This is a genomic window from Kitasatospora sp. NPDC058492 (assembly GCF_042720685.1).
Lineage (GTDB): Bacteria > Actinomycetota > Actinomycetes > Streptomycetales > Streptomycetaceae > Kitasatospora.
Map to the genome: position 1 here is coordinate 1 of NZ_JBHXMU010000050.1, position 18,003 is coordinate 18,003.

General features: G+C 73.7%; 20 protein-coding genes. 10 read left to right on the top strand and 10 right to left on the bottom strand.

Translation table 11 applies throughout. The features are described from left to right. Positions 1 to 53: 53 nt before the first annotated feature. The 3 genes from ACFWPI_RS28215 to ACFWPI_RS28225 form a co-directional block, all read right to left on the bottom strand. Positions 54 to 1,376: a DUF5667 domain-containing protein gene (locus ACFWPI_RS28215; protein ID WP_380338099.1), complete on the bottom strand. Its 1,323-nt coding sequence runs from the start codon at positions 1,374 to 1,376 to the stop codon at positions 54 to 56. A gap of 270 nt (positions 1,377 to 1,646) precedes the next feature. Continuing rightward, complete coding sequence (locus ACFWPI_RS28220; protein WP_063351307.1) at positions 1,647 to 2,468, bottom strand: ECF subfamily RNA polymerase sigma factor, BldN family; 822 nt, start codon at positions 2,466 to 2,468, stop codon at positions 1,647 to 1,649. Positions 2,469 to 3,037: 569 nt separating this feature from the next. After that, complete coding sequence (locus ACFWPI_RS28225; RefSeq protein WP_380380175.1) at positions 3,038 to 4,072, bottom strand: HAD-IB family hydrolase; 1,035 nt, start codon at positions 4,070 to 4,072, stop codon at positions 3,038 to 3,040. 119 nt (positions 4,073 to 4,191) lie between these two features. Between ACFWPI_RS28225 and ACFWPI_RS28230 the strand changes: the two genes are divergently transcribed. The 7 genes from ACFWPI_RS28230 to hemB all read left to right on the top strand — a co-directional run bounded on the left by ACFWPI_RS28230 (position 4,192) and on the right by hemB (position 11,565). Then, a complete protein-coding gene (locus tag ACFWPI_RS28230; RefSeq protein WP_063348853.1) occupies positions 4,192 to 4,476 on the top strand; it encodes a glutaredoxin family protein in 285 nt (94 codons plus the stop codon). A 163-nt stretch (positions 4,477 to 4,639) separates the two neighbouring features. Then, positions 4,640 to 5,386 carry a 3'-5' exonuclease gene (locus ACFWPI_RS28235; protein WP_063348854.1) on the top strand — a complete coding sequence of 249 codons (747 nt, stop codon included), beginning with the start codon at positions 4,640 to 4,642 and terminating at the stop codon, positions 5,384 to 5,386. Positions 5,387 to 5,493: 107 nt separating this feature from the next. Further along, positions 5,494 to 6,381: a redox-sensing transcriptional repressor Rex gene (locus ACFWPI_RS28240; RefSeq protein ID WP_363375013.1), complete on the top strand. Its 888-nt coding sequence runs from the start codon at positions 5,494 to 5,496 to the stop codon at positions 6,379 to 6,381. A gap of 100 nt (positions 6,382 to 6,481) precedes the next feature. Next, the gene (locus ACFWPI_RS28245; protein WP_380380178.1) at positions 6,482 to 7,819 is read left to right on the top strand and encodes a glutamyl-tRNA reductase; all 1,338 of its coding nucleotides are present in this window, start codon (positions 6,482 to 6,484) and stop codon (positions 7,817 to 7,819) included. A 41-nt stretch (positions 7,820 to 7,860) separates the two neighbouring features. Then, the gene (hemC, locus tag ACFWPI_RS28250; protein ID WP_380380180.1) at positions 7,861 to 8,871 is read left to right on the top strand and encodes a hydroxymethylbilane synthase; all 1,011 of its coding nucleotides are present in this window, start codon (positions 7,861 to 7,863) and stop codon (positions 8,869 to 8,871) included. Further along, positions 8,868 to 10,517, top strand: coding sequence for a bifunctional uroporphyrinogen-III C-methyltransferase/uroporphyrinogen-III synthase (locus ACFWPI_RS28255; RefSeq protein ID WP_063348857.1), 1,650 nt, complete (start codon positions 8,868 to 8,870; stop codon positions 10,515 to 10,517). The genes hemC and ACFWPI_RS28255 overlap by 4 nt, the downstream gene beginning before the upstream one ends. A 67-nt stretch (positions 10,518 to 10,584) precedes the next feature. Continuing rightward, on the top strand, positions 10,585 to 11,565 hold the full coding sequence (gene hemB / locus ACFWPI_RS28260; protein ID WP_380380182.1) for a porphobilinogen synthase: 981 nt from the start codon (positions 10,585 to 10,587) through the stop codon (positions 11,563 to 11,565). 92 nt (positions 11,566 to 11,657) lie between these two features. Here hemB and ACFWPI_RS28265 read toward each other — a convergent pair whose 3' ends face one another. The 3 genes from ACFWPI_RS28265 to ACFWPI_RS28275 all read right to left on the bottom strand — a co-directional run bounded on the left by ACFWPI_RS28265 (position 11,658) and on the right by ACFWPI_RS28275 (position 12,918). Continuing rightward, the gene (locus tag ACFWPI_RS28265; RefSeq protein WP_063348859.1) at positions 11,658 to 11,924 is read right to left on the bottom strand and encodes a hypothetical protein; all 267 of its coding nucleotides are present in this window, start codon (positions 11,922 to 11,924) and stop codon (positions 11,658 to 11,660) included. Positions 11,925 to 12,151: 227 nt separating this feature from the next. Continuing rightward, positions 12,152 to 12,496: a rodlet layer protein gene (locus tag ACFWPI_RS28270; RefSeq protein ID WP_380380184.1), complete on the bottom strand. Its 345-nt coding sequence runs from the start codon at positions 12,494 to 12,496 to the stop codon at positions 12,152 to 12,154. A 77-nt stretch (positions 12,497 to 12,573) separates the two neighbouring features. Further along, a complete protein-coding gene (locus ACFWPI_RS28275; protein WP_031063477.1) occupies positions 12,574 to 12,918 on the bottom strand; it encodes a hypothetical protein in 345 nt (114 codons plus the stop codon). 302 nt (positions 12,919 to 13,220) lie between these two features. On the opposite strand from ACFWPI_RS28275, the gene ACFWPI_RS28280 reads away from it, so the two are divergent. After that, on the top strand, positions 13,221 to 13,877 hold the full coding sequence (locus ACFWPI_RS28280) for a hypothetical protein (RefSeq protein ID WP_380380186.1): 657 nt from the start codon (positions 13,221 to 13,223) through the stop codon (positions 13,875 to 13,877). A gap of 79 nt (positions 13,878 to 13,956) precedes the next feature. On the opposite strand, the gene ACFWPI_RS28285 is transcribed toward ACFWPI_RS28280, so the two are convergent. The 4 genes from ACFWPI_RS28285 to ACFWPI_RS28300 all read right to left on the bottom strand — a co-directional run bounded on the left by ACFWPI_RS28285 (position 13,957) and on the right by ACFWPI_RS28300 (position 15,561). After that, positions 13,957 to 14,337, bottom strand: coding sequence for a hypothetical protein (locus ACFWPI_RS28285; RefSeq protein WP_350878444.1), 381 nt, complete (start codon positions 14,335 to 14,337; stop codon positions 13,957 to 13,959). A gap of 119 nt (positions 14,338 to 14,456) precedes the next feature. Then, entirely contained in the window at positions 14,457 to 14,726 is a 270-nt protein-coding gene (locus tag ACFWPI_RS28290) for a chaplin (protein ID WP_063348863.1), read from the bottom strand. Positions 14,727 to 14,831: 105 nt separating this feature from the next. Further along, on the bottom strand, positions 14,832 to 15,074 hold the full coding sequence (locus ACFWPI_RS28295) for a chaplin (protein WP_380375485.1): 243 nt from the start codon (positions 15,072 to 15,074) through the stop codon (positions 14,832 to 14,834). A gap of 235 nt (positions 15,075 to 15,309) precedes the next feature. Then, entirely contained in the window at positions 15,310 to 15,561 is a 252-nt protein-coding gene (locus ACFWPI_RS28300; protein ID WP_380375483.1) for a chaplin, read from the bottom strand. 231 nt (positions 15,562 to 15,792) lie between these two features. Here ACFWPI_RS28300 and ACFWPI_RS28305 point away from each other — a divergent pair, with 231 nt between their 5' ends. After that, positions 15,793 to 16,032 (top strand): chaplin, encoded by a 240-nt coding sequence (locus ACFWPI_RS28305; protein ID WP_380375481.1) that lies wholly within the window; start codon positions 15,793 to 15,795, stop codon positions 16,030 to 16,032. A 232-nt stretch (positions 16,033 to 16,264) separates the two neighbouring features. Next, complete coding sequence (locus ACFWPI_RS28310; protein WP_380375480.1) at positions 16,265 to 17,941, top strand: RICIN domain-containing protein; 1,677 nt, start codon at positions 16,265 to 16,267, stop codon at positions 17,939 to 17,941. The last annotated feature ends 62 nt before the right edge of the window (positions 17,942 to 18,003 follow it).

Genomic DNA, 18,003 nt, shown 5'->3' on the forward strand with positions numbered 1-18,003 from the left:
ATCCTGGAACTCCAGGGATCGCCGGGGCCCTCGGCCGTCCGGTCAGCCGCCGGTCAGCCGCCGAGGAGCCGCAGCCCGGGCAGCAGGCCCGGGATCAGCGGGGGCACCTCGACGCCCTGCGGCTGGCCGGCGGCCGGGGCGCTGGGCGTGCCGGAGGGCTGCTGCGGTGCCTGCGGCGGGGCCGGGACGGCGCTCGGCGAGGTCTTGCCGCCGGTGAGCCCGCTGGTGAGGTCCCCGACGAGCCCGTTGACGGCGTCCGGCGCGCTGCTGGGCAGGGTGCTGGGCAGGCCGCCGCCCTTGGCGCCGATGCCGCCGGGCGTGCTGGCGCCGGTGCTGGCGGGGGCCCGCTCGGTGCCGCCGGGGCGGTTGTTGCCGCCGCTGGTCGCGCCGGTGCCGCCGCCCTGGGCCGGGCGTTCGCCGGGCGCGGTGCCGGAGCCGTTCGCCGGGGTGTCGGCGGGGGCGCCGCCGGTGGCCGGACCGGCCGTGTCGCCGCCCGCTCCGGTGCCGGCCGGGCCACCGCTCTTGGCGGTGGGCTGGGCCAGGCGCAGGGGCGCGACGTCCTCGCTTATGTCGTCGAAGAGCTGGTCGACCAGGTGGGCCTGCTGGGTGAGCTGGACGGGCAGCTGGCCCGCCAGTTCGGTCCAGCGGCCGTCCTCGCCCTGGGCGAAGCCGGCCAGGGCGCGCATCGGGCCGAGCGAGCCGTTGCTGCGGTAGACCGAGCGGAGCAGCTCGCGGCCCTTGATGGCGTCGGCGTGCATGTCGTCCAGCGCGCGGCGGACCCGTTCGACGGTGCCCGGGCTGAGCCCGGTGGCCGGGCCGGGGTGGCCGACCAGGGTCTTGGCCTCGCCGAGCCTGGTGGCGGCGTTGTCGAGCAGCAGTTCGCCGCGCTCGGAGTCGGTGTCCGCCAGGTCGAGCCTGAGCCCTTCGAGGCCGCGCTTCATGCCGTACAGCGTGTCCCCGGGGAGGGCGTTGGAGCTGGCGGCGGCGGCGCCGGCGAGGCTGCCGACGGCCAGTCCGGCGACCAGTCCGCCGATCGCGAACCGGCGGCTCCAGCGGCCGCGCGGCGCCGTCCGGATGGCCCGGTGCCGGCGTTGGCGGGGCACCGTGGCGCCCGGTCCGCCGGCGAAGGCCTGCTCGAACGCGGCCATCAGCTGCGCGCGTTGGACGGTCCGTACCTCCGGGTCCAGCGCTGGTCCGGGCATCGCGCCCAGTGCGTCGGTCAGGCCGACCAGTTGGGCCATCGCGACCGAACCGGCGCCGGTGGCAGCGGTGTTGGCCGATTCGGCGTCCGCTGCGCCGCGCTGCTCCGCCCGGTGGGCCTCCAGCGCCTCGGCGAAGGCCTTCGCCCGTCGGTGCTCCAGCACGTTTGCCGTCACGGGCCACACCTCCCTTCGTCGTTGTCGACACCCCGGCCTGCCGGACGGTTGCCTCGGCGGGCCAAAGCCACTCCATCGGGTGACAGGTCGCAATTCGGCTTGACCGTACGCCTGGTGGGGACTTGCACGCTGGCCAACGAGTGGTGCGGGCGGTGGGTTACGCACGGCTGATCATCGGATCGACCGTTCACCCGGACGTGTCGGTCGGGTACGGATGGTGACGGCCGGTCGGGCTGCCCGCCGGCTATGCCTCCCCCGGTCACCGCGGCCTCACCGGGCGTCCGGCGGCAGCAGCCGGGCCAGGGTGCGGACGGCGCGGTACTGGAGGGTCTTGATGGCACCCTCGTTCTTGCCCATGATCCGCGCGGTCTCGGCCACCGAGAGCCCCTGGAGGAAGCGGAGCGTCACGCACTCCTGCTGCTGCGGGTTGAGCCGGTGCACCGCGTCCAGCAGGGCGGCGTTGGAGAGCGACTCCAGCACCGACTCCTCCGGGCTGCGCTCGCACTCGTTGGAGTCGAGCATCTCGCCGGTGGTCACCTCCAGCCGGAAGCGGCTGGACTTGAAGTGGTCGGCGACCAGGTTGCGGGCGATGGTCACCAGCCAGGCGCCGAAGTCCCGGCCCTGCCAGGTGAAGGTGCCGATCCGGCGCAGCGCGCGCAGGAACGTCTCGCTGGTGAGGTCCTCGGCGGTGGCCCGGCTGCCGACCCGGTAGTAGATGTAGCGGTAGACGGTGTCCGCGTAGTGGTCGTAGAGCCGGCCGAAGGCCTCGCTCTCGCCGGCCTGGGCCCGCTCGACCAGCTCCATGATCGGGTTGTGCTCGGTCTCGTAGCCGGGGCTCGGCGCGGTCCGGGCGCGGCCGCGGCCGACGCCGGTGCTGCCGGTCCGGCCGCGCGAGCCGGTGCCGGTGGAGCCGGCGGCGGTGGTGCGCAGTGCCAGGCCGGAGCCGTGCGGGTGGCCGAACGGGGCGCCGGCGGGCACGAGTTGGGGCGAGGCGGCGAGCTGGCTGCGGAGCAGGTTGCGCAGCAGGTCCAGGCCGGTGGAGATCTGCCGGTCGGCGACGGGGCGGCCGCGGAGGCCGGTGCGGGGGCGCAGGGGCGCGGACGACGGGCGGGAGGGTGCAGGCGCGTCGTTCCGGACGGGTGGGTACACGGGACTCCCAGAGGCAGAACTGTGGACGGATCACCTCCGCCTGCGCGGAGAGCACTCCCGCGCCGCCCGTTCGAGCGGGGCGCGTGGGTGACGTGCATCCAGGAGAGAATAACGCTTTGTGCAATGACAGCTACACCGTGTGGTCGAAGTGGTCGTTTGGGATCCATTTATCGCGCATATTCGGCTGACTCTGACCGGACCTGCCATCGTTCATCCGGCTCAACGTGACCGTTCGGGCGCCCAGGGTGACCAATTCGGCGGTCCGGCCGGTGGTTTCCCAGTCTTGAGGCCTGGCAACCCCCGACTTTCCCGGTCTGGCGAACGATCAGAACCGGTCACCGGCTGACAGGTTCGCTCATTGGGCCGGAAAGCCGTACCGGAAACGGGAGTTCGCCCGTACGAGGGGCCAGGTCAGAGGCCTGGTTGACGGCCGGCCACCCGCGCGGGAAGGCCGTGGGGAGGCCTCGGGCAGGCCCGGCGGCGGGGGCGCGACCGGGGGTGGCGGGAGCCCGTCAGGCGCAGCGGCGGCGGCGGTTCAGGGCCACCCCGGCGGCCGCCGCACCCGCGAGCACCCCGAGCGCGGCCGCCGCCGGCAGCCCCACCCGGGCCGCCTTCCGGCCGGTCCGGAAGTCCCGCACCCGCCAGCCCTGGGCCCGGGCGTGGCGGCGCAGCGCGCCGTCCGGGTTCACCACGTACGGGTGGCCGACCAGCGAGAGCATCGGGATGTCGTTGGCCGAGTCGCTGTACGCGGCGCAGCGGTCGAGGTCCAGCCGCTCGTGCCGGGCCAGCGCGTGCACCGCGGCCGCCTTGGCCGGGCCGTGCAGCAGCTCGCCGACCAGCCGGCCGGTGTACAGGCCGCCGTCGGCCTCGGCGACGGTGCCCAGGGCGCCGGTCATGCCGAGCCGGCGGGCGATCACCCGGGCCACCTCCAGCGGGGCGGCGGTGACCAGCCAGACCCGCTGGCCGGCGTCCAGGTGCATCTGGACCAGGGCGCGGGTGCCGGGCCAGATCTTGTCGGCCACGACCTGCTCGAAGACCTCCTCGCAGATCGCCTCCAGGTCGGCGGTGCGCTTCCCGGCGACCAGGCCGAGCGCGGTGTGCTGGGCGTCCGAGATGTGCTCCGGGTCCTCGGCGCCGTTCAGCCGGAACCAGGCCTGCTGCCAGGCGAACCGGGCGATGTCGCGGCGGGTGAGGAAGCCGCGCCGGTAGAGGCCGACCCCGAGGTAGAAGATCGCGGCCCCGCGCAGGATGGTGTTGTCGCAGTCGAAGAACGCGGCGGCGCGCGGGTCGCCCGGCTCGGGGGTGTGGTTCTCGGCCGGGGCCTTGGGCGCCTTGCCGGGCCTGCCCGCGGCGGGCGCGGCGCTCTCGGTGGAGCTCTCGGCCGGAGCGGTGCTCCCGGTGGGCGCGGTGCTCTCCGCGGGGGCGGTGGCTGGCTCCGGCTCGGCCTGCAGCGCAGCTGCCGCCGCCTCGGCGGCAGCCTCGCCCGCCAGGGCGCTCCGCTCGGTGGTGGAACGCTTCGCCTGGGTGAGCCTTCGGAGCACGGCCATGTCATCGAGCATAGCCAGCCGGGCGCGCGGCGGCCGTGACGGCGCCGTGCCCGCGCGGTGAACACCGGGCGGTCCCGGGCCCCGGCGGGGCGGCCGCTGGGCGGGCGGACAATGGCCGGGTGAGCCCACTGCTGCGACGTGACAAGAGCCCGAAGCCCGCGCCGGCCGACCGCACCGTGACCCTGGTCGGCAAGCCCGGCTGCCACCTGTGCGACGACGCCCGGGAGGTGATCGTCCGGGTGGCGGGCGAGCTGGGCGCGACCTTCGAGGAGAAGGACATCACCCAGGACGAGGAGTTGTACCGGCGCTACTGGGAGCAGATCCCGGTGACCCTGATCGACGGCCGCCAGCACGACTTCTGGCGGGTCGACGAACGCCGCCTGCGCGCCGCCCTCGGCGGCTGACCGATCCCGCGCGCCACCGCCGCCGCCCCCGCCGCTCGGCGGGGGCGGTTCGCCGAATCGTTGTCAAAGACACCCCGGTCCGGCTTGAGCCGGGGCCGGTTGGTCGGCTTACGATCGAACGCGTTTGCGCCCAAGGGGGGCTGAGCACACGAGGAGTGCCGCCATGCTTCCCGGCCCGACCCCTGGGACGCCCGAAGCCCCGCCGGGCGCCCGGGGCTTCGCCGTGGTGGACGTGGAGGCGACCGGCCGCAGTCCGTGGCGGCACCGGGTGGTCGAGATCGCGGTGGTCCTGCTGGACGAGCGGCTGCGCCCGGAGGCGGAGTTCGCCACCCTGCTCGACCCGCTGGGTCCGGTCGGTCCGACCCATGTGCACCGGATACACCAGGCGGACGTCGAGGGCGCCCCGCGCTTCCGGGAGATCGCCCCGCGGCTGCTGGAGCTGCTGGCCGGCCGGGTGCTGGTGGGTCACCACGTCAGCTGTGACCACGGATTCCTGGATCGCGAGTTCGCCCGGATCGGGGTCGCGCTGCCGCCCGTGCCGCTGCTGTGCACGATGCGGCTGGCCCGCGCCCACCTGCCGCAGGCCCGCGGCCACGGCCTGGCGGCCTGCGTGGAGGCGGCGGGCCTGGGCTGGTACCCGGCGCACACCGCGCTGGGCGACGCCCGGGTGACCGCCGAGCTGCTGCGGCACTGCGTCGGCGTCCCGTCCTGCCCGCCGGACGACTGGGCGGGCCCGCTGCGCGAGGCGGCCCGGGTGCCCTGGCCGCGGCTGGGCCGGGCCCGCTCCCGTTCGTCCGGCACGCCCGTCCCGCTGGTGCGCCGGGAGGCGCCGTACGGCCCGTGGCTGCCCGGGGTGCCCGCCCCGGCCGTCCTCCTGACCGAGCGCGGTGCTATGGGTTCGACGGCGTGATGCGCATCACTGTGTGGGGACAAAACGGACACCATCTTTGTGCACACGTTCACAAACGCATAGCCTGGCTGCCAAAGCCCAGCTTCACCCACAGGAGCACCGTGGCAATCGGCCGATCACCACAGAGCAGTTCGCAGACGCCCGACCAGGGCGCCGCGCGCCGACCCTCGCGTGCCCGGGGCATCCCGGAGGCGACCGTCGCCCGCCTCCCCCTCTACCTGCGCGCGCTCACCGCGCTCTCCGAGCGTTCGGTGCCGACGGTCTCCTCCGAGGAGCTGGCCGCCGCCGCCGGCGTGAACTCGGCGAAGCTGCGCAAGGACTTCTCCTACCTGGGCTCCTACGGCACCCGCGGCGTCGGCTACGACGTCGAGTACCTCGTCTACCAGATCTCCCGCGAGCTGGGCCTGACCCAGGACTGGCCGGTCGTCATCGTCGGCATCGGGAACCTCGGCCACGCCCTCGCCAACTACGGCGGCTTCGCCTCCCGCGGCTTCCGGGTGGCCGCCCTGCTGGACGCCGACCCGAACGTGGTCGGCGGCAGCGCGGCCGGCCTGCCGGTGCGGCACATGGACGAGCTGGAGTCGATCGTCGAGAGCCAGCACGTCTCGATCGGTGTGATCACCACCCCGCCCGGTGCCGCCCAGCAGGTCTGCGACCGGCTGGTGGAGGCCGGCGTCACCAGCATCCTCAACTTCGCCCCGACCGTGCTGACCGTCCCGGACGGCGTGGACGTGCGCAAGGTCGACCTCTCCATCGAGCTGCAGATCCTGGCCTTCCACGAGCAGCGCAAGGCCGGCGAGGAGCCGGACCGCACCGAGTCGGTGCTGGACCGCGCCCCGGGCCCGGTCCGGGCGGCGGCCGCCAAGCTGCGCCGCGCGGCGGGCGGCAACGGCAAGGGCCGCGGCACCGCCGAGACCGCGGCCAAGGACCAGGCCGAGCAGGGCCAGTCCGGCAAGGGCGGGGAGGGCGATCTCCCCGCGGTGATGCCCGCATGAGCGAGCGAGTCAGTCGCAGGGCGCAGCTCGTGCGGAGCACCCGCCGAGCGGTGCGGGGCGGCCTCATGAGTACGGACAACCGTGGGACCTGGGGGCGGGCGTGAGTCTTCTCGTCGTTGGACTGAGCCATCGCACGGCGCCGGTCGGCGTGCTGGAGCGCGCCGCGCTGACCGGTGAGGTGCCGACCCGGCTGCTGCACGACGCGGCCGCCACCGCGACCGTCGCCGAGGCCGCGCTGCTCAACACCTGCAACCGGATCGAGCTGTACGCGGACGTGGACAAGTTCCACGCCGGCGTCGCCGAGCTGTCGCTGCTGCTCGCCCACCACAGCGGGGTGGACCTGGAGGAGCTGACCTCCCACCTCTACGTCCACTACGAGGACCGCGCCGTCCACCACCTGTTCTCGGTGGCCTGCGGCCTGGACTCGATGGTGGTCGGCGAGGGCCAGATCCTCGGCCAGCTGCGCGACGCGCTGGCCACCGCGCAGGAGGAGCACACCGCCGGGCGCGGCCTGAACGAGCTGTTCCAGCAGGCGCTGCGGGTCGGCAAGCGGGCGCACAGCGAGACCGGCATCGACAAGGCCGGCCAGTCGCTGGTGACCTTCGGCCTGGAGCAGGTCGCGGCGGGCGCGGGCGAGATCGCCGGCAAGCGGGCGCTGGTGGTCGGCGCGGGCTCGATGAGCTCGCTGGCCGCCGCCACCCTGGTCCGCTGCGGCGTCACCGACGTGCTGATCGCCAACCGGACGCCGGCCCGCGCCGAGCGCCTGGTCGAGATCCTCGGCTCCGGTGTGGCCCGCACCCTGGACCTGGCCAAGGTGCCGGAGGCGCTGGCCGACGTCGACCTGGTGATCTCCTGCACCGGCGCGGCCGGTGTGGTGGTCAAGGCCGGGGACGTGGCCGCCGCGGTCGCCGCCCGCACCGCCGACCAGCCGCTCGCCCTGCTCGACCTGGCCATGCCGCGCGACGTCGACCACGCCGTGCACGAGCTGCCCGGCGCCCTGCTGGTGGACCTGGAGAGCCTCTCCCACGCGCACGCCGCCACCCCCGGCGCCGGTGACGTGGACCAGGTCGGCCGGATCGTCGCCGACGAGGTGGCCGCCTTCGGCGCCGCCCAGCGGGCCGCCCGGATCGCGCCGACCGTGGTCGCGCTGCGGGCGATGGCCTCCGGCGTGGTCTCCGCCGAGCTGGGCCGGCTGGACTCCCGGCTGCCCGACCTGGACGAGCGCTCCCGCGCGGAGATCACCCAGACCGTCCGCCGCGTCGTCGACAAGCTGCTGCACGCCCCGACCGTCCGGGTGAAGCAGCTGGCCGCCGAGCCCGGCGGCGCCTCCTACGCGGACGCGCTGCGCGAGCTGTTCGACCTCGACCCGGCGGCCGTGCACGCCGTGTCGGGCACACCCGTCGGCGGCCCCCAGCCCTCGGGCGGGGGCGCCAGATGAACCGTCAGCCATCCCACGAGTACCACCGGGACGATCACCTCATGAATGGTCAACCGATCACGGAGCAGACTCCGGCCGCCACCGCGACCCTGCGGCTCGGCACCCGGCGCAGCGCGCTCGCCATGGCCCAGTCGGGCATGGTGGCCCGCGAGGTCACCCGGGTCACCGGGCGCCCCGTCGAGCTGGTCGAGATCACCACCTACGGCGACACCTCCCGGGAGGCGCTGGCGCAGATCGGCGGCACCGGCGTGTTCGTATCCGCCCTGCGGGACGCGCTGCTGGAGGGCCGGATCGACTTCGCCGTGCACTCGCTCAAGGACCTGCCCACCGCCGCCCCCGAGGGCCTGGCGCTGGCCGCCGTCCCCGAGCGCGAGGACGCCCGGGACGCCCTGGTCGCCGCCGAGGGCCTGACCCTGGACGAGCTGGTGGAGAAGCTGGCCGGCGCCGGCCGCCCGGCCCGGATCGGCACCGGCTCGCCGCGCCGGATGGCCCAGCTGAACGCCTGGGCCACCGCCCGCGGCGCCGCGCTGGAGACCGTCGCGATCCGCGGCAACGTGGACACCCGGATCGGCTACGTGACCAGCGGCGAGCTGGACGCGGTGGTGCTGGCCACGGCCGGCCTCAACCGGCTCGGCCGCAGCGCCGAGATCTCCCAGCACCTCGACCCGGAGCTGATGGTCCCGGCCCCCGGCCAGGGCGCGCTCGCGATCGAGTGCACCAGCGCCGACACCGACCTGACCGCCGCGCTCGCCGCCCTGGACCACGCCCCCACGAGGGTCGCCGTGGTCGCCGAGCGGGCCCTGCTGGCCACCCTGGAGGCCGGCTGTTCGGCTCCGGTGGCCGCGCTGGCCACCTGGGTCCGACCGAACGAACTGCGGCTGGAGAGCGTGGTCGGCGACCCCGACGGCGCCGCCCTGCTGAAGATGTCCGCCAACGGTCCGATCGTCCTCGACGAGACCGCCGAGCAGCACGCGACGGCCCTCGGCCGCGCGCTGGCCGCCCGGCTGCTCGACGCGGGCGCGGCCACCCTGATGGGGGAGCGAGCCCGATGAGCCCCACCGCCGCCACCGAAACCCCGTTCCCGGGCGGCCAGTCCGCCACCGGACGGTGCACCTTCCTGGGCGCGGGCCCCGGGGACCCGGGGCTGCTGACCCTGCGCGCGGTCGAGGTGCTGTCCTCGGCCGACATCCTGGTCGCCGACCCGCTGACCGCGGTCGCCGTGCGCACCCACTGCCCGGCCGGTGTGCAGGTGCACACCCCGGTCGCCGAGGGCGCGGACTTCAACCTGGCCCGGCTGGTCGCCGAGGCCGTGCGGGCCGGCAAGCACGTGGTCCGCACCGTCGACGGCGACCCGGGCCTGGACGGCTGCGCCGCCGAGGAGATGCTCAGCTGCGCCGGCGACGGCATCCCCTTCGAGGTGATCCCGGGCGTCGCCCAGTCGGTCGGCGTCCCGGCGTACGCGGGCGTCCCGCTGCGCGGCGCGGCCGGCACCGACGTGCGCTTCGTGGACGGCACCGCGCTGCTGGCCGGCAGCCCGGTGGACCTGGGCGCGCCGGAGACCACCCTGGTGGTCCGGACCACCCTGGGCCAGCTGCCGGCCACCGCGGGCGCCCTGGTCGCCAACGGCCGCAAGCCGGAGTCGGCGCTGAGCGCCACGCTCTCCGGCACCACCACCCGCCAGCGGACCTTCACCTCCACTCTGTCCGGCATCGCCGCCGACCTGAAGGCCGCCCGGGTGCTGCCCTCGCCGGTCTCCGCCCCGGTGGACCCGGCGACCTCGGTGATAGCCGTGGTGGGCGAGCAGGTCGCCCACCGGTCCTCGCACTCGTGGTTCGAGACCAAGCCGCTGTTCGGCTGGAACGTGCTCGTGCCGCGCACCAAGGAGCAGGCCACCGGCCTGTCCGAGCAGCTGCGCTCGTACGGCGCGGTGCCGCAGGAGGTGCCGACCATCGCGGTCGAGCCGCCGCGCACCCCGCAGCAGATGGAGCGGGCCATCAAGGGCCTGGTCACCGGCCGCTACGAGTGGATCGCCTTCACCTCGGTGAACGCGGTCCGGGCGGTCCGGGAGAAGTTCGAGGAGTACGGCCTGGACGCCCGCGCGTTCGCCGGGATCAAGGTCGCGGCGGTCGGCGAGACCACCGCGCAGGCCCTGGTGGACTTCGGCGTGAAGCCGGACCTGGTGCCCTCCGGCGAGCAGTCCGCGGCCGGCCTGCTGGAGGACTGGCCGCCGTACGACCCGGTGTTCGACCCGATCGACCGGGTGCTGCTGCCGCGTGCCGACATCGCCACCGAGACCCTGGTGGCCGGCCTGGTCGAGCTGGGCTGGGAGGTCGACGACGTGACGGCGTACCGGACGGTGCGCGCCTCGCCGCCGCCGGCCGAGACCCGTGAGGCGATCAAGGGCGGCGGCTTCGACGCGGTGCTCTTCACCTCGTCCTCGACCGTGCGGAACCTGGTCGGCATCGCGGGCAAGCCGCACAACGTCACGGTCATCGCCTGCATCGGCCCGGCCACCGCCAAGACCGCCGAGGAGCACGGCCTGCGGGTCGACGTGATGGCCCCGGCGCCGTCGGCGGCCGCGCTGGCCCAGGCGCTGGCAGACTTCGGGGCCAAGCGCCGCGACACCGCCACGGCCGCCGGCGAGCCGGTCTACCGGCCCAGCGAGCGCCGTCCGGGTTCGCGCCGCAAGGCCCGCTGACACCCTCGGGACCGGGGGCGGCGATCCGTCGCCCCCGGCACTGCACAACCGTTCGGAGAGAGAAGCCGTGTCCGCTGAATTCCCGTACGTACGCCCGCGCCGGCTGCGCCAGAGCCCGGCGATGCGCCGCCTGGTCGCCGAGACCCGGCTGCACCCGGCGGAGCTGATCCTGCCGCTGTTCGTCCGCGAGGGCGTCAGCGAGCCCGTCCCGGTCACCTCCATGCCGGGCGTGGTCCAGCACAGCCGGGACACCCTGCGCAAGGCCGCGGTGGAGGCGGCCGAGGCGGGCCTGGGCGGCCTGATGCTGTTCGGCGTGCCGGCCGTGCAGGACGCCACCGGCAGCGAGGGCACCAACCCGGACGGCATCCTCCAGCAGGCGATCCGCGACGTGGTCGCCGAGGTCGGCGACGCCCTGGTCGTCATGTCCGACCTCTGCCTGGACGAGTACACCGACCACGGCCACTGCGGCGTGCTGGCCGCCGACGGCAGCGTGGACAACGACGCCACCCTGGAGCGCTACGCCGAGATGGCCCGGGTGCAGGCGGACGCGGGCGTCCACCTGGTCGGCCCGTCCGGCATGATGGACGGCCAGATCGGCGTGATCCGGCGGGCGTTGGACGAGGCCGGACACCAGGACGTGGGCATCCTCGCCTACACCGCCAAGTACGCCTCGGCGTTCTTCGGCCCGTTCCGCGAGGCGGTCGGCTCCTCGCTCAAGGGCGACCGCAAGAGCTATCAGCAGGACCCGGCCAACGCCCGTGAGGCGCTGCGCGAGCTGGAGCAGGACCTCGCCGAGGGTGCCGACCTGGTGATGGTCAAGCCGGCCATGGCCTACCTGGACATCCTGCGCCAGGTCGCCGACGCCTCCCCGGTGCCGGTCGCCGCGTACCAGGTGTCCGGTGAGTACGCGATGGTCGAGGCGGCCGCGGCGAACGGCTGGATCGACCGGGAGCGGATGATCATGGAGACGCTCACCTCGATCCGCCGGGCCGGGGCCGAGCAGATCCTCACCTACTGGGCGGTCGAGGCCGCCGCGATGCTCAAGTAGCCGGCGCCGCAAGGTAGGGCGTTCAAGTAGCAGGCGCAGGACAACGAGAAGGCCGGGCCGCTCCCCGTGGGGGCGGCCCGGCCTTCCGGGTTCTACTTCCAGCCGTTGATGTGCGCGAAGCCCTCGCCGCCGCCGATCACGTCGGTGGAGGTGGCGGCGCCGCCGCCGAAGCCGCCGGCGATGACGTCGCTGGTGTGGCCGACGCCGAAGCCCGCACCGGCCACGAACGGCTGGTCGCCCGAGGCGACGAACTCGCCGCCGCCCGCGAAACCGACGTGCGCGAACGCCGGGGTGGCGGCACCCGCGAGCGCCAGCGCGGCGGTGGCGGTCAGTGCGGCCTTGGCCAGCTTGCTCTTCATGGAAATGCCCTCTCTTTCGGAGCGCCCCGGCGGGCGCTGCCTCTGACACGTGATCACATCCGGCCGTTCGGGTCGGCGCCCCACGCGCCGGTCCGAACGCCCGCTCACCCGGCCGGTCCGCACCTGTTCGGCGGTCGGCCGGACACCTCGCCTGTGGCGCTCGTAGCGCCCGGAGGGCCCGGGGAGACGTACCTCCCCGGGCCCTCCGTCCGTGCCGTGCCCCTTGATCAGCCGATCAGGTGCGAAACGCCCGCGTCGCCCGAGGACTGGGTGTTCTGGCCGACGTTGCAGATCTGCTTCGGGGTGCTGTTCAGGATCGGCACCTCGACCGGAACCGCGACGCCGACCACGGCGACGGCGATGTTGTGGACCTCCGGCAGGCAGATGTTCGCGTTGTCCAGGGTGTGGAAGTTCGGGCTGCCGTTGCCGTGGGTGCCGGTCTGGTTGGTGCCACCGTTGCCCTGGACGGAGGTGGCGGCGCCGTCCGCGTCGACGATGGCGGAGGCCGAGCCGGCGGACATCGCGATGGCGGCGGCGGCCAGGCCGGCGGCGGCGAGGGACTTCTTGATCATTTCCGGTTTTCCTCTCGAGGGGTGAATCGGGGAGCGATTCGAAGGGTGGTTCAGGGGGAGTGCAGCTGGGGGAACGGTCAGCCGACCAGGTGGGACACGCCCGCGTCGCCGTGGCTCTGGGTGCCCTGGCCCTGGGTGCAGTACTGCTTGCCACCGCTGTTGGCGATCGGGACCTCGACCGGGACGGCCACGCCGAGCACGCCCACCGCGATGTTGTGGATCTCGGGGAGGCAGACGTTCGCGTTGTCCAGGAAGTGGAAGTTCGGGCTGTTGTTCCCGACCGTGCCGGTGAAGTTGGTGCCGCCGTTGCCCTCGATGGAGGCTGCGGCGCCGTCCGCGTCACCGATCGCCGAGGCGGGCGCGGCGGCGGCGGCCAGCGCGGCGACGGCCAGGCCGGCGGCGGCGAAAGACTTCTGGATCATGGGGAGATCCCTCTCTGAAATGCTCTTGGTTTCCGTGCGTACAACGCGTAGAACGCTCAGACCCGGTCTGCAGTCACTGACGTCCAGATCAAAGAATGACGGCACGGAAGGTTACGGGGATTTTTGAAAAGAGTCCGGGAGGCGCGTCGTAGGGTGGTTTCCGGTCGGATTATTAGGCCGAACCGGTTAACCGCCGCAATCCGTACCAGCGGTCACTCGTTGAGGCAGATTGCTTTCCGGCTGCGCCCCGCAGCCCCTCCCTTCAGGGATCTCCAGTACGGACAGGCAGAACGGTGAAAAGCATGAAGTTCTCCAAGCGGGCCGGCGCGATGCTGTTGGCGGTCGGTGCGGGCATGCTCGCCTCCCAGGGAGCGGCCGGCGCCGCCCCGGTCAGCCCCGACCAGGTCGGTGCCCTGGAGGACAAGCTGGCCACCCAGCAGGTCCCGGCGGACGTGCCGCTCACCCCGCTCGGCAGCCGCGTCACGGCCGGCATCCCGACCTCGCTGCTCCTGCCGCCGGCGCCCGGCCGCACCACCAGCACCGAGCTCATCCCGGACCGGCTGGTCCCCGAGCTGCAGACCGGGAAGGTCGGCCCGAGCGCCAAGGCCCAGTTGCCGCTCCCGCTGGTCGACCGGGGCGCCGACCTCGGCCAGGTGCTGCTGGAGGCCCCGGCCGCGCCGCTGCACGCCGACACCCCCGGCCTCGCCGTCGGCAAGCCGCTCGCCCTCGTCCAGGACGGCACCGGCCAGCTGGCCGACGGCCGGCTCAAGGTGGACGAGGTGGACCCGCGCCTGGTCACCGGCACCGTGCAGGCCGTCCCCGGGGCCACCGCCAGCCTCGGCGACGACGACCACCCGATCTCGGTCACCGACAAGGTGGGCGACCTGGCCGCGACCACCACCGCGACCACCACCGGCGTGGTGCAGCAGACCGGCCTGACCGACCTGACCCAGCTCTGAGCCCAGCGGCTCCGGGCACGGCGGAGCCCGGCACCCCGGACGCGACCGGGGTGCCGGGCTCCCGCCTGCGCCGGGCGGCTCAGCCCGGCAGCACGCCGGTCAGGCCGCCGACCAGCGGGAGGTCCCGGATGCCGCCGCCCGCGCTCAGCGGGCCGGTCAGCCCGCCGGTGCCGACCGGGGCCAGGCCCTGGTCGGGCTTGACGGTCGCGCCGTTGTTGAGCACGTCGGCCGAGGAGTTCGCCCACGGGTCCAGGCGCAGGTCCTTGACCGGCGCGAGCCCGTAGCCGAGGCCGGAGGTCGTCCCGTTCAGCGCCTGACCGACGTCGGTCTTCGCCAGCTTGGCCGGGCCCGACGCGGGGGCCGAACCGGTCGTGGTGGCGGCCTGTGCCGAACCCGCGCCGAGCAGCATCGTGGCGCCGACGGCGACGACCAGGCAGGCCCCGCTCTTCTTCGAAACCATGCGGATCACCCTTCGGTGGATCGGGGGCCCGGACGGCCACCGGCCGCCCGGGGATGCCGAACTGCCCCCCGGCCGGCTGGTCGGGGGGCAGTACGGCCGGAACGGGTGCCGATCGGGGATCAGCAGTCGTCCGCGGGCGGCGGGGGGAGCTCCACGTTGGCGCAGCTGTTGCCGAAGGCCGGGTTCAGCAGGCCGACGATGTTGATGGAGTTGCCGCACAGGTTGACCGGGATGTGCACCGGGATCTGGACCTGGTTGCCGGACACGACACCGGGGGAGCCGGCGGCCACGCCCTCGGCGCCGGAGCTGGCGGCGGCGGACCCGGCCGCGCCGAGCACCAGGCCGGCAGCGGCGGCGGACAGGACGGCGGCCTTCTTCACGTTCTGCATGGGGGTTGATCTCCTCGATCACACACGGGTGGAGCGGCCCGCGCCCCGGCGCCGCGGGGCGCGGCACTCGGTGAATCTGCTGTCGCCGGTGCGGCGACGGCCGGTTCAGCCGGCGTTGACGCAGGTGTTGCCGAAGGCCGGGTTGAGCAGGCCGATGACGTTGATGGAGTTGCCGCACAGGTTGATCGGGATGTGCACCGGGATCTGGAGCTGGTTGCCGGAGAGCACACCGGGGGAGCCGGCGGCCACACCCTCGGCGCCGGAGCTGGCGAACGCACCGCCGGCGGCACCGAGGACCAGACCGGTGGCGGCCAGGGACAGGACGGCGGCCTTCTTGAAGTTGCGCATGTCTTTCCTCCGTTTTCTGCCCGACGGATGGGAAATGTCGGGAGCCGGGCGAGCACGAATACTCACCCGCTGGTTTCTGGGGATTGCCGTGATTGTCACTCCGGCGGCGCACACCGGCGTGTTTCGCCCATGGCTCGGGCGTCGACGCGGCCGCCGCGTTGTTCCAGCACCTCGCGAACAATTCCCGCACGGCCGGGAGCGGTTCGGGCAGAGGTGCGACCAGGGGAATTCCCGGTCAGGCGCTGAGGCAGTTATTGCCGAACGCCGGGTTCAGGAGGCCCACGACGTCGATCGAGTTGCCGCACACGTTGAGCGGAATGTGCACGGGCACCTCCACCGAGTTGCCCGAGACCGCGCCGGCCGAGCCGGCCGCGACACCCTCGGCGGACGCGCCGTGCAGGTGGTGGGCGGACGCGACGCCGGCGCCGGCGGCGAGCAGGGCGGCGCCGGCCGCGGTGCCGACGACGCCGTGGGCGAGCTTGCGCATGGGCGGTACTCGATTCGTGTGAAGGGGGCCGGGTGGATCGTGTTCCGCCAGAGAGAACGAGGCACCGTGCGAGGGGAAACGGTCCGGTCCGCTGATCACCCGAATGCCGGTCGCCGTCTCCGTTGGGCCGGATGGGTGACAGTGCGTCCACTGTCGCAACCGGCCCGGGTGGGTGTCGTTCTTGATGTCGCACTCCCCGTGCATCTCTGTATGAACAGTCAGGAGGCTCGTATGAGCATCAAGAAGACCGCCGCCGTCGGCGCGGCCGTGGTGGGCATCGTGGCCGCCGGCGCCGGCACCGCGATGGCCAGCTCCGGCGCCGAGGGTGTCGCTGCGGGTTCCCCCGGTGTCATCTCGGGCAACCAGGTTCAGGTTCCGGTTCACATCCCGGTCAACCTGTGCGGCAACACCATCGACATCATCGGCCTGCTCAACCCGGCGTTCGGCAACCACTGCGTCAACGCGGGCTGATCCTGCTCCCGGTTCGGCCGGTACGAGCCGCTGTTCCGCGCTTCCCTCCTGGGGCGCGGGGCGGCGGCTCTCCGCATGTCCGGGGGCGTGTCGGGGCGTCAGGTTCCGGCGGTGTCACAAGCCTTGTTGCGTTACTTGTCAGTACCTAGAATATGAGACCTGCTCACCTTTCTTGCTCCGCGCCGCTCGGCGCCCGGCCGGGCGGCCCCCCACCCCCCGCAAGGAGTCGCGTGTGATCAGGTCCCGACTGACAGCGGCGCGGCGGCCCCGGACGGTGGCGCGCCGCTCCCCGTACGGCGCGCTGCTCGCCACCGGCGCCCTCGTCGCCACCCTCGGCCTGGCCGGCGCTCCCGCCGCCCTCGGCGACCCGGCCCCCGCGGCCGGCGCCACCCGCCCGGCCGCCATCGTCGCCCTCGGCGACAGCGCCATCTCCGGGGAGGGCGCCGGCACCGACACCAACGACGGCTACTTCCCGGAGACCGACAGCCCCACCAACTACTGCCACCGGCACCCCAAGTCGGAGATCTTCGTCACCGACATCCCCGGCGTCACCCCGATCGACCTCGCCTGCTCCGGCGCCCAGACCGGCGACCTGGTCAGCGACCCCGAGCTCGCCAAGGTCACCGGCTCCGGCAGCGGCGACTTCGGCGAGCCCAAACAGGACGTCAAACTCGCCGACGCGGCGGGCAGGTACGACGTGAAGATGGTCGTCGTCACGATCGGCGCCAACGACGACTTCGACTTCAGCGGGATCATGATGCACTGCCTCGCGCAGTACTTCCCGATCCCCAAGGACCAGGGCTGCCGCGACACCATCGGCAGCGACGAGATCGTCCAGCGCGCCAAGCGGGTCCAGCCCAAGGTCGTCGCGGCGCTCCAGAACATCCGGCAGACCATGCGGAAGGCGGGCTACGCCGACTCCTCGTACCAGCTGGTCTACCAGTCGTACTTCAATCCGATCACCCCGGACATCCGGCGCAACGACTACCTCGGCAAGGTCGCCGACGGCTGCCCGGCCTTCCCCGAGGACCTCGCCTGGGGCCACAACTGGGTGGTGCCGACCTTCAGCGACGCGCTGCGCGGCGCCGCCGAGCAGGTGCCCGGCGTGCGCTACCTCGACCAGCGGCGGGTCGCCTTCGGCCACGAGGTCTGCGCGGAGTGGACCAGCTCTCCGTACGAGTACAGCAACGGGGACGTCATCAACCTCGCCGAGTGGGCCCGCAACGGCTGCGACTCGCAGATCGGCATCCCCGGGCTGTGCATGAACATGGTCCGCCAGTCGTACCACCTGCGGGTGGCCGGCTACCGCGGCGAGGGCGTCTGCCTCGGCCAGTTCTTCGCCAAGCCCGAACTGGCGCAGGCCTACTGCACGCTCAACCAGCAGAACACCACCTCCATCCAGCCGCTCACCCCCGGGCAGCCGTTCGCGGACGTCCCCGAGGACGGCTCCTGGTACCAGCTCACCAACGCGGCCAGCGGCAACGCGCTCGACCTCACCGGCGGCGGCACCTACGGCGACTCCACCAACGGCCGGGCCGCCATCACCTATCCGGCCACCGGCGGGCTCAACCAGTCCTTCGTCCTGGAGGCCAAGGCCGGCGGCAGCTACGAGCTCGACTTCAGCGGCAACCGGGACATGTGCCTGGACGCCAACGCCGCCTCCACCGCCGCCGGCACCCGCGTCCAGCAGTGGCGCTGCAACGGCGGCGGCAACCAGCACTGGGTCCTCAATCCGGCCGGCGGCGGCCGCTACAAGATCGCCGACTCCCAGGACCCGACCAAGGTGATCGCCCCCGGCACCACCCTCGACGCCAAGGGCAACCCCGCCGTCGAACTCGCCACCGACACCGGCGCCGCCGGCCAGCTCTGGCAGCTCACCAAACTCGGCATCGTCTACCTCCACGGCTGATCCCCGGCCCCTCCGCGGCGGGGCCCCCCCCCCCCCCCGGGGGGGGGGGGCCCCCGGGTGTT

Bases quoted from the DNA above. Each gene is read 5' to 3' on its own strand.
- ACFWPI_RS28225 (WP_380380175.1), bottom strand. From the start codon at position 4,072: ATGGCCGTGCTCCGAAGGCTCACCCAGGCGAAGCGTTCCACCACCGAG.
- ACFWPI_RS28235 (WP_063348854.1), top strand. From the start codon at position 4,640: ATGCTTCCCGGCCCGACCCCTGGGACGCCCGAAGCCCCGCCGGGCGCC.
- hemC (WP_380380180.1), top strand. From the start codon at position 7,861: ATGAATGGTCAACCGATCACGGAGCAGACTCCGGCCGCCACCGCGACC.
- ACFWPI_RS28255 (WP_063348857.1), top strand. From the start codon at position 8,868: ATGAGCCCCACCGCCGCCACCGAAACCCCGTTCCCGGGCGGCCAGTCC.
- ACFWPI_RS28265 (WP_063348859.1), bottom strand. From the start codon at position 11,924: ATGAAGAGCAAGCTGGCCAAGGCCGCACTGACCGCCACCGCCGCGCTG.
- ACFWPI_RS28270 (WP_380380184.1), bottom strand. From the start codon at position 12,496: ATGATCAAGAAGTCCCTCGCCGCCGCCGGCCTGGCCGCCGCCGCCATC.
- ACFWPI_RS28275 (WP_031063477.1), bottom strand. From the start codon at position 12,918: ATGATCCAGAAGTCTTTCGCCGCCGCCGGCCTGGCCGTCGCCGCGCTG.
- ACFWPI_RS28280 (WP_380380186.1), top strand. From the start codon at position 13,221: ATGAAGTTCTCCAAGCGGGCCGGCGCGATGCTGTTGGCGGTCGGTGCG.
- ACFWPI_RS28285 (WP_350878444.1), bottom strand. From the start codon at position 14,337: ATGGTTTCGAAGAAGAGCGGGGCCTGCCTGGTCGTCGCCGTCGGCGCC.
- ACFWPI_RS28290 (WP_063348863.1), bottom strand. From the start codon at position 14,726: ATGCAGAACGTGAAGAAGGCCGCCGTCCTGTCCGCCGCCGCTGCCGGC.
- ACFWPI_RS28295 (WP_380375485.1), bottom strand. From the start codon at position 15,074: ATGCGCAACTTCAAGAAGGCCGCCGTCCTGTCCCTGGCCGCCACCGGT.
- ACFWPI_RS28300 (WP_380375483.1), bottom strand. From the start codon at position 15,561: ATGCGCAAGCTCGCCCACGGCGTCGTCGGCACCGCGGCCGGCGCCGCC.
- ACFWPI_RS28305 (WP_380375481.1), top strand. From the start codon at position 15,793: ATGAGCATCAAGAAGACCGCCGCCGTCGGCGCGGCCGTGGTGGGCATC.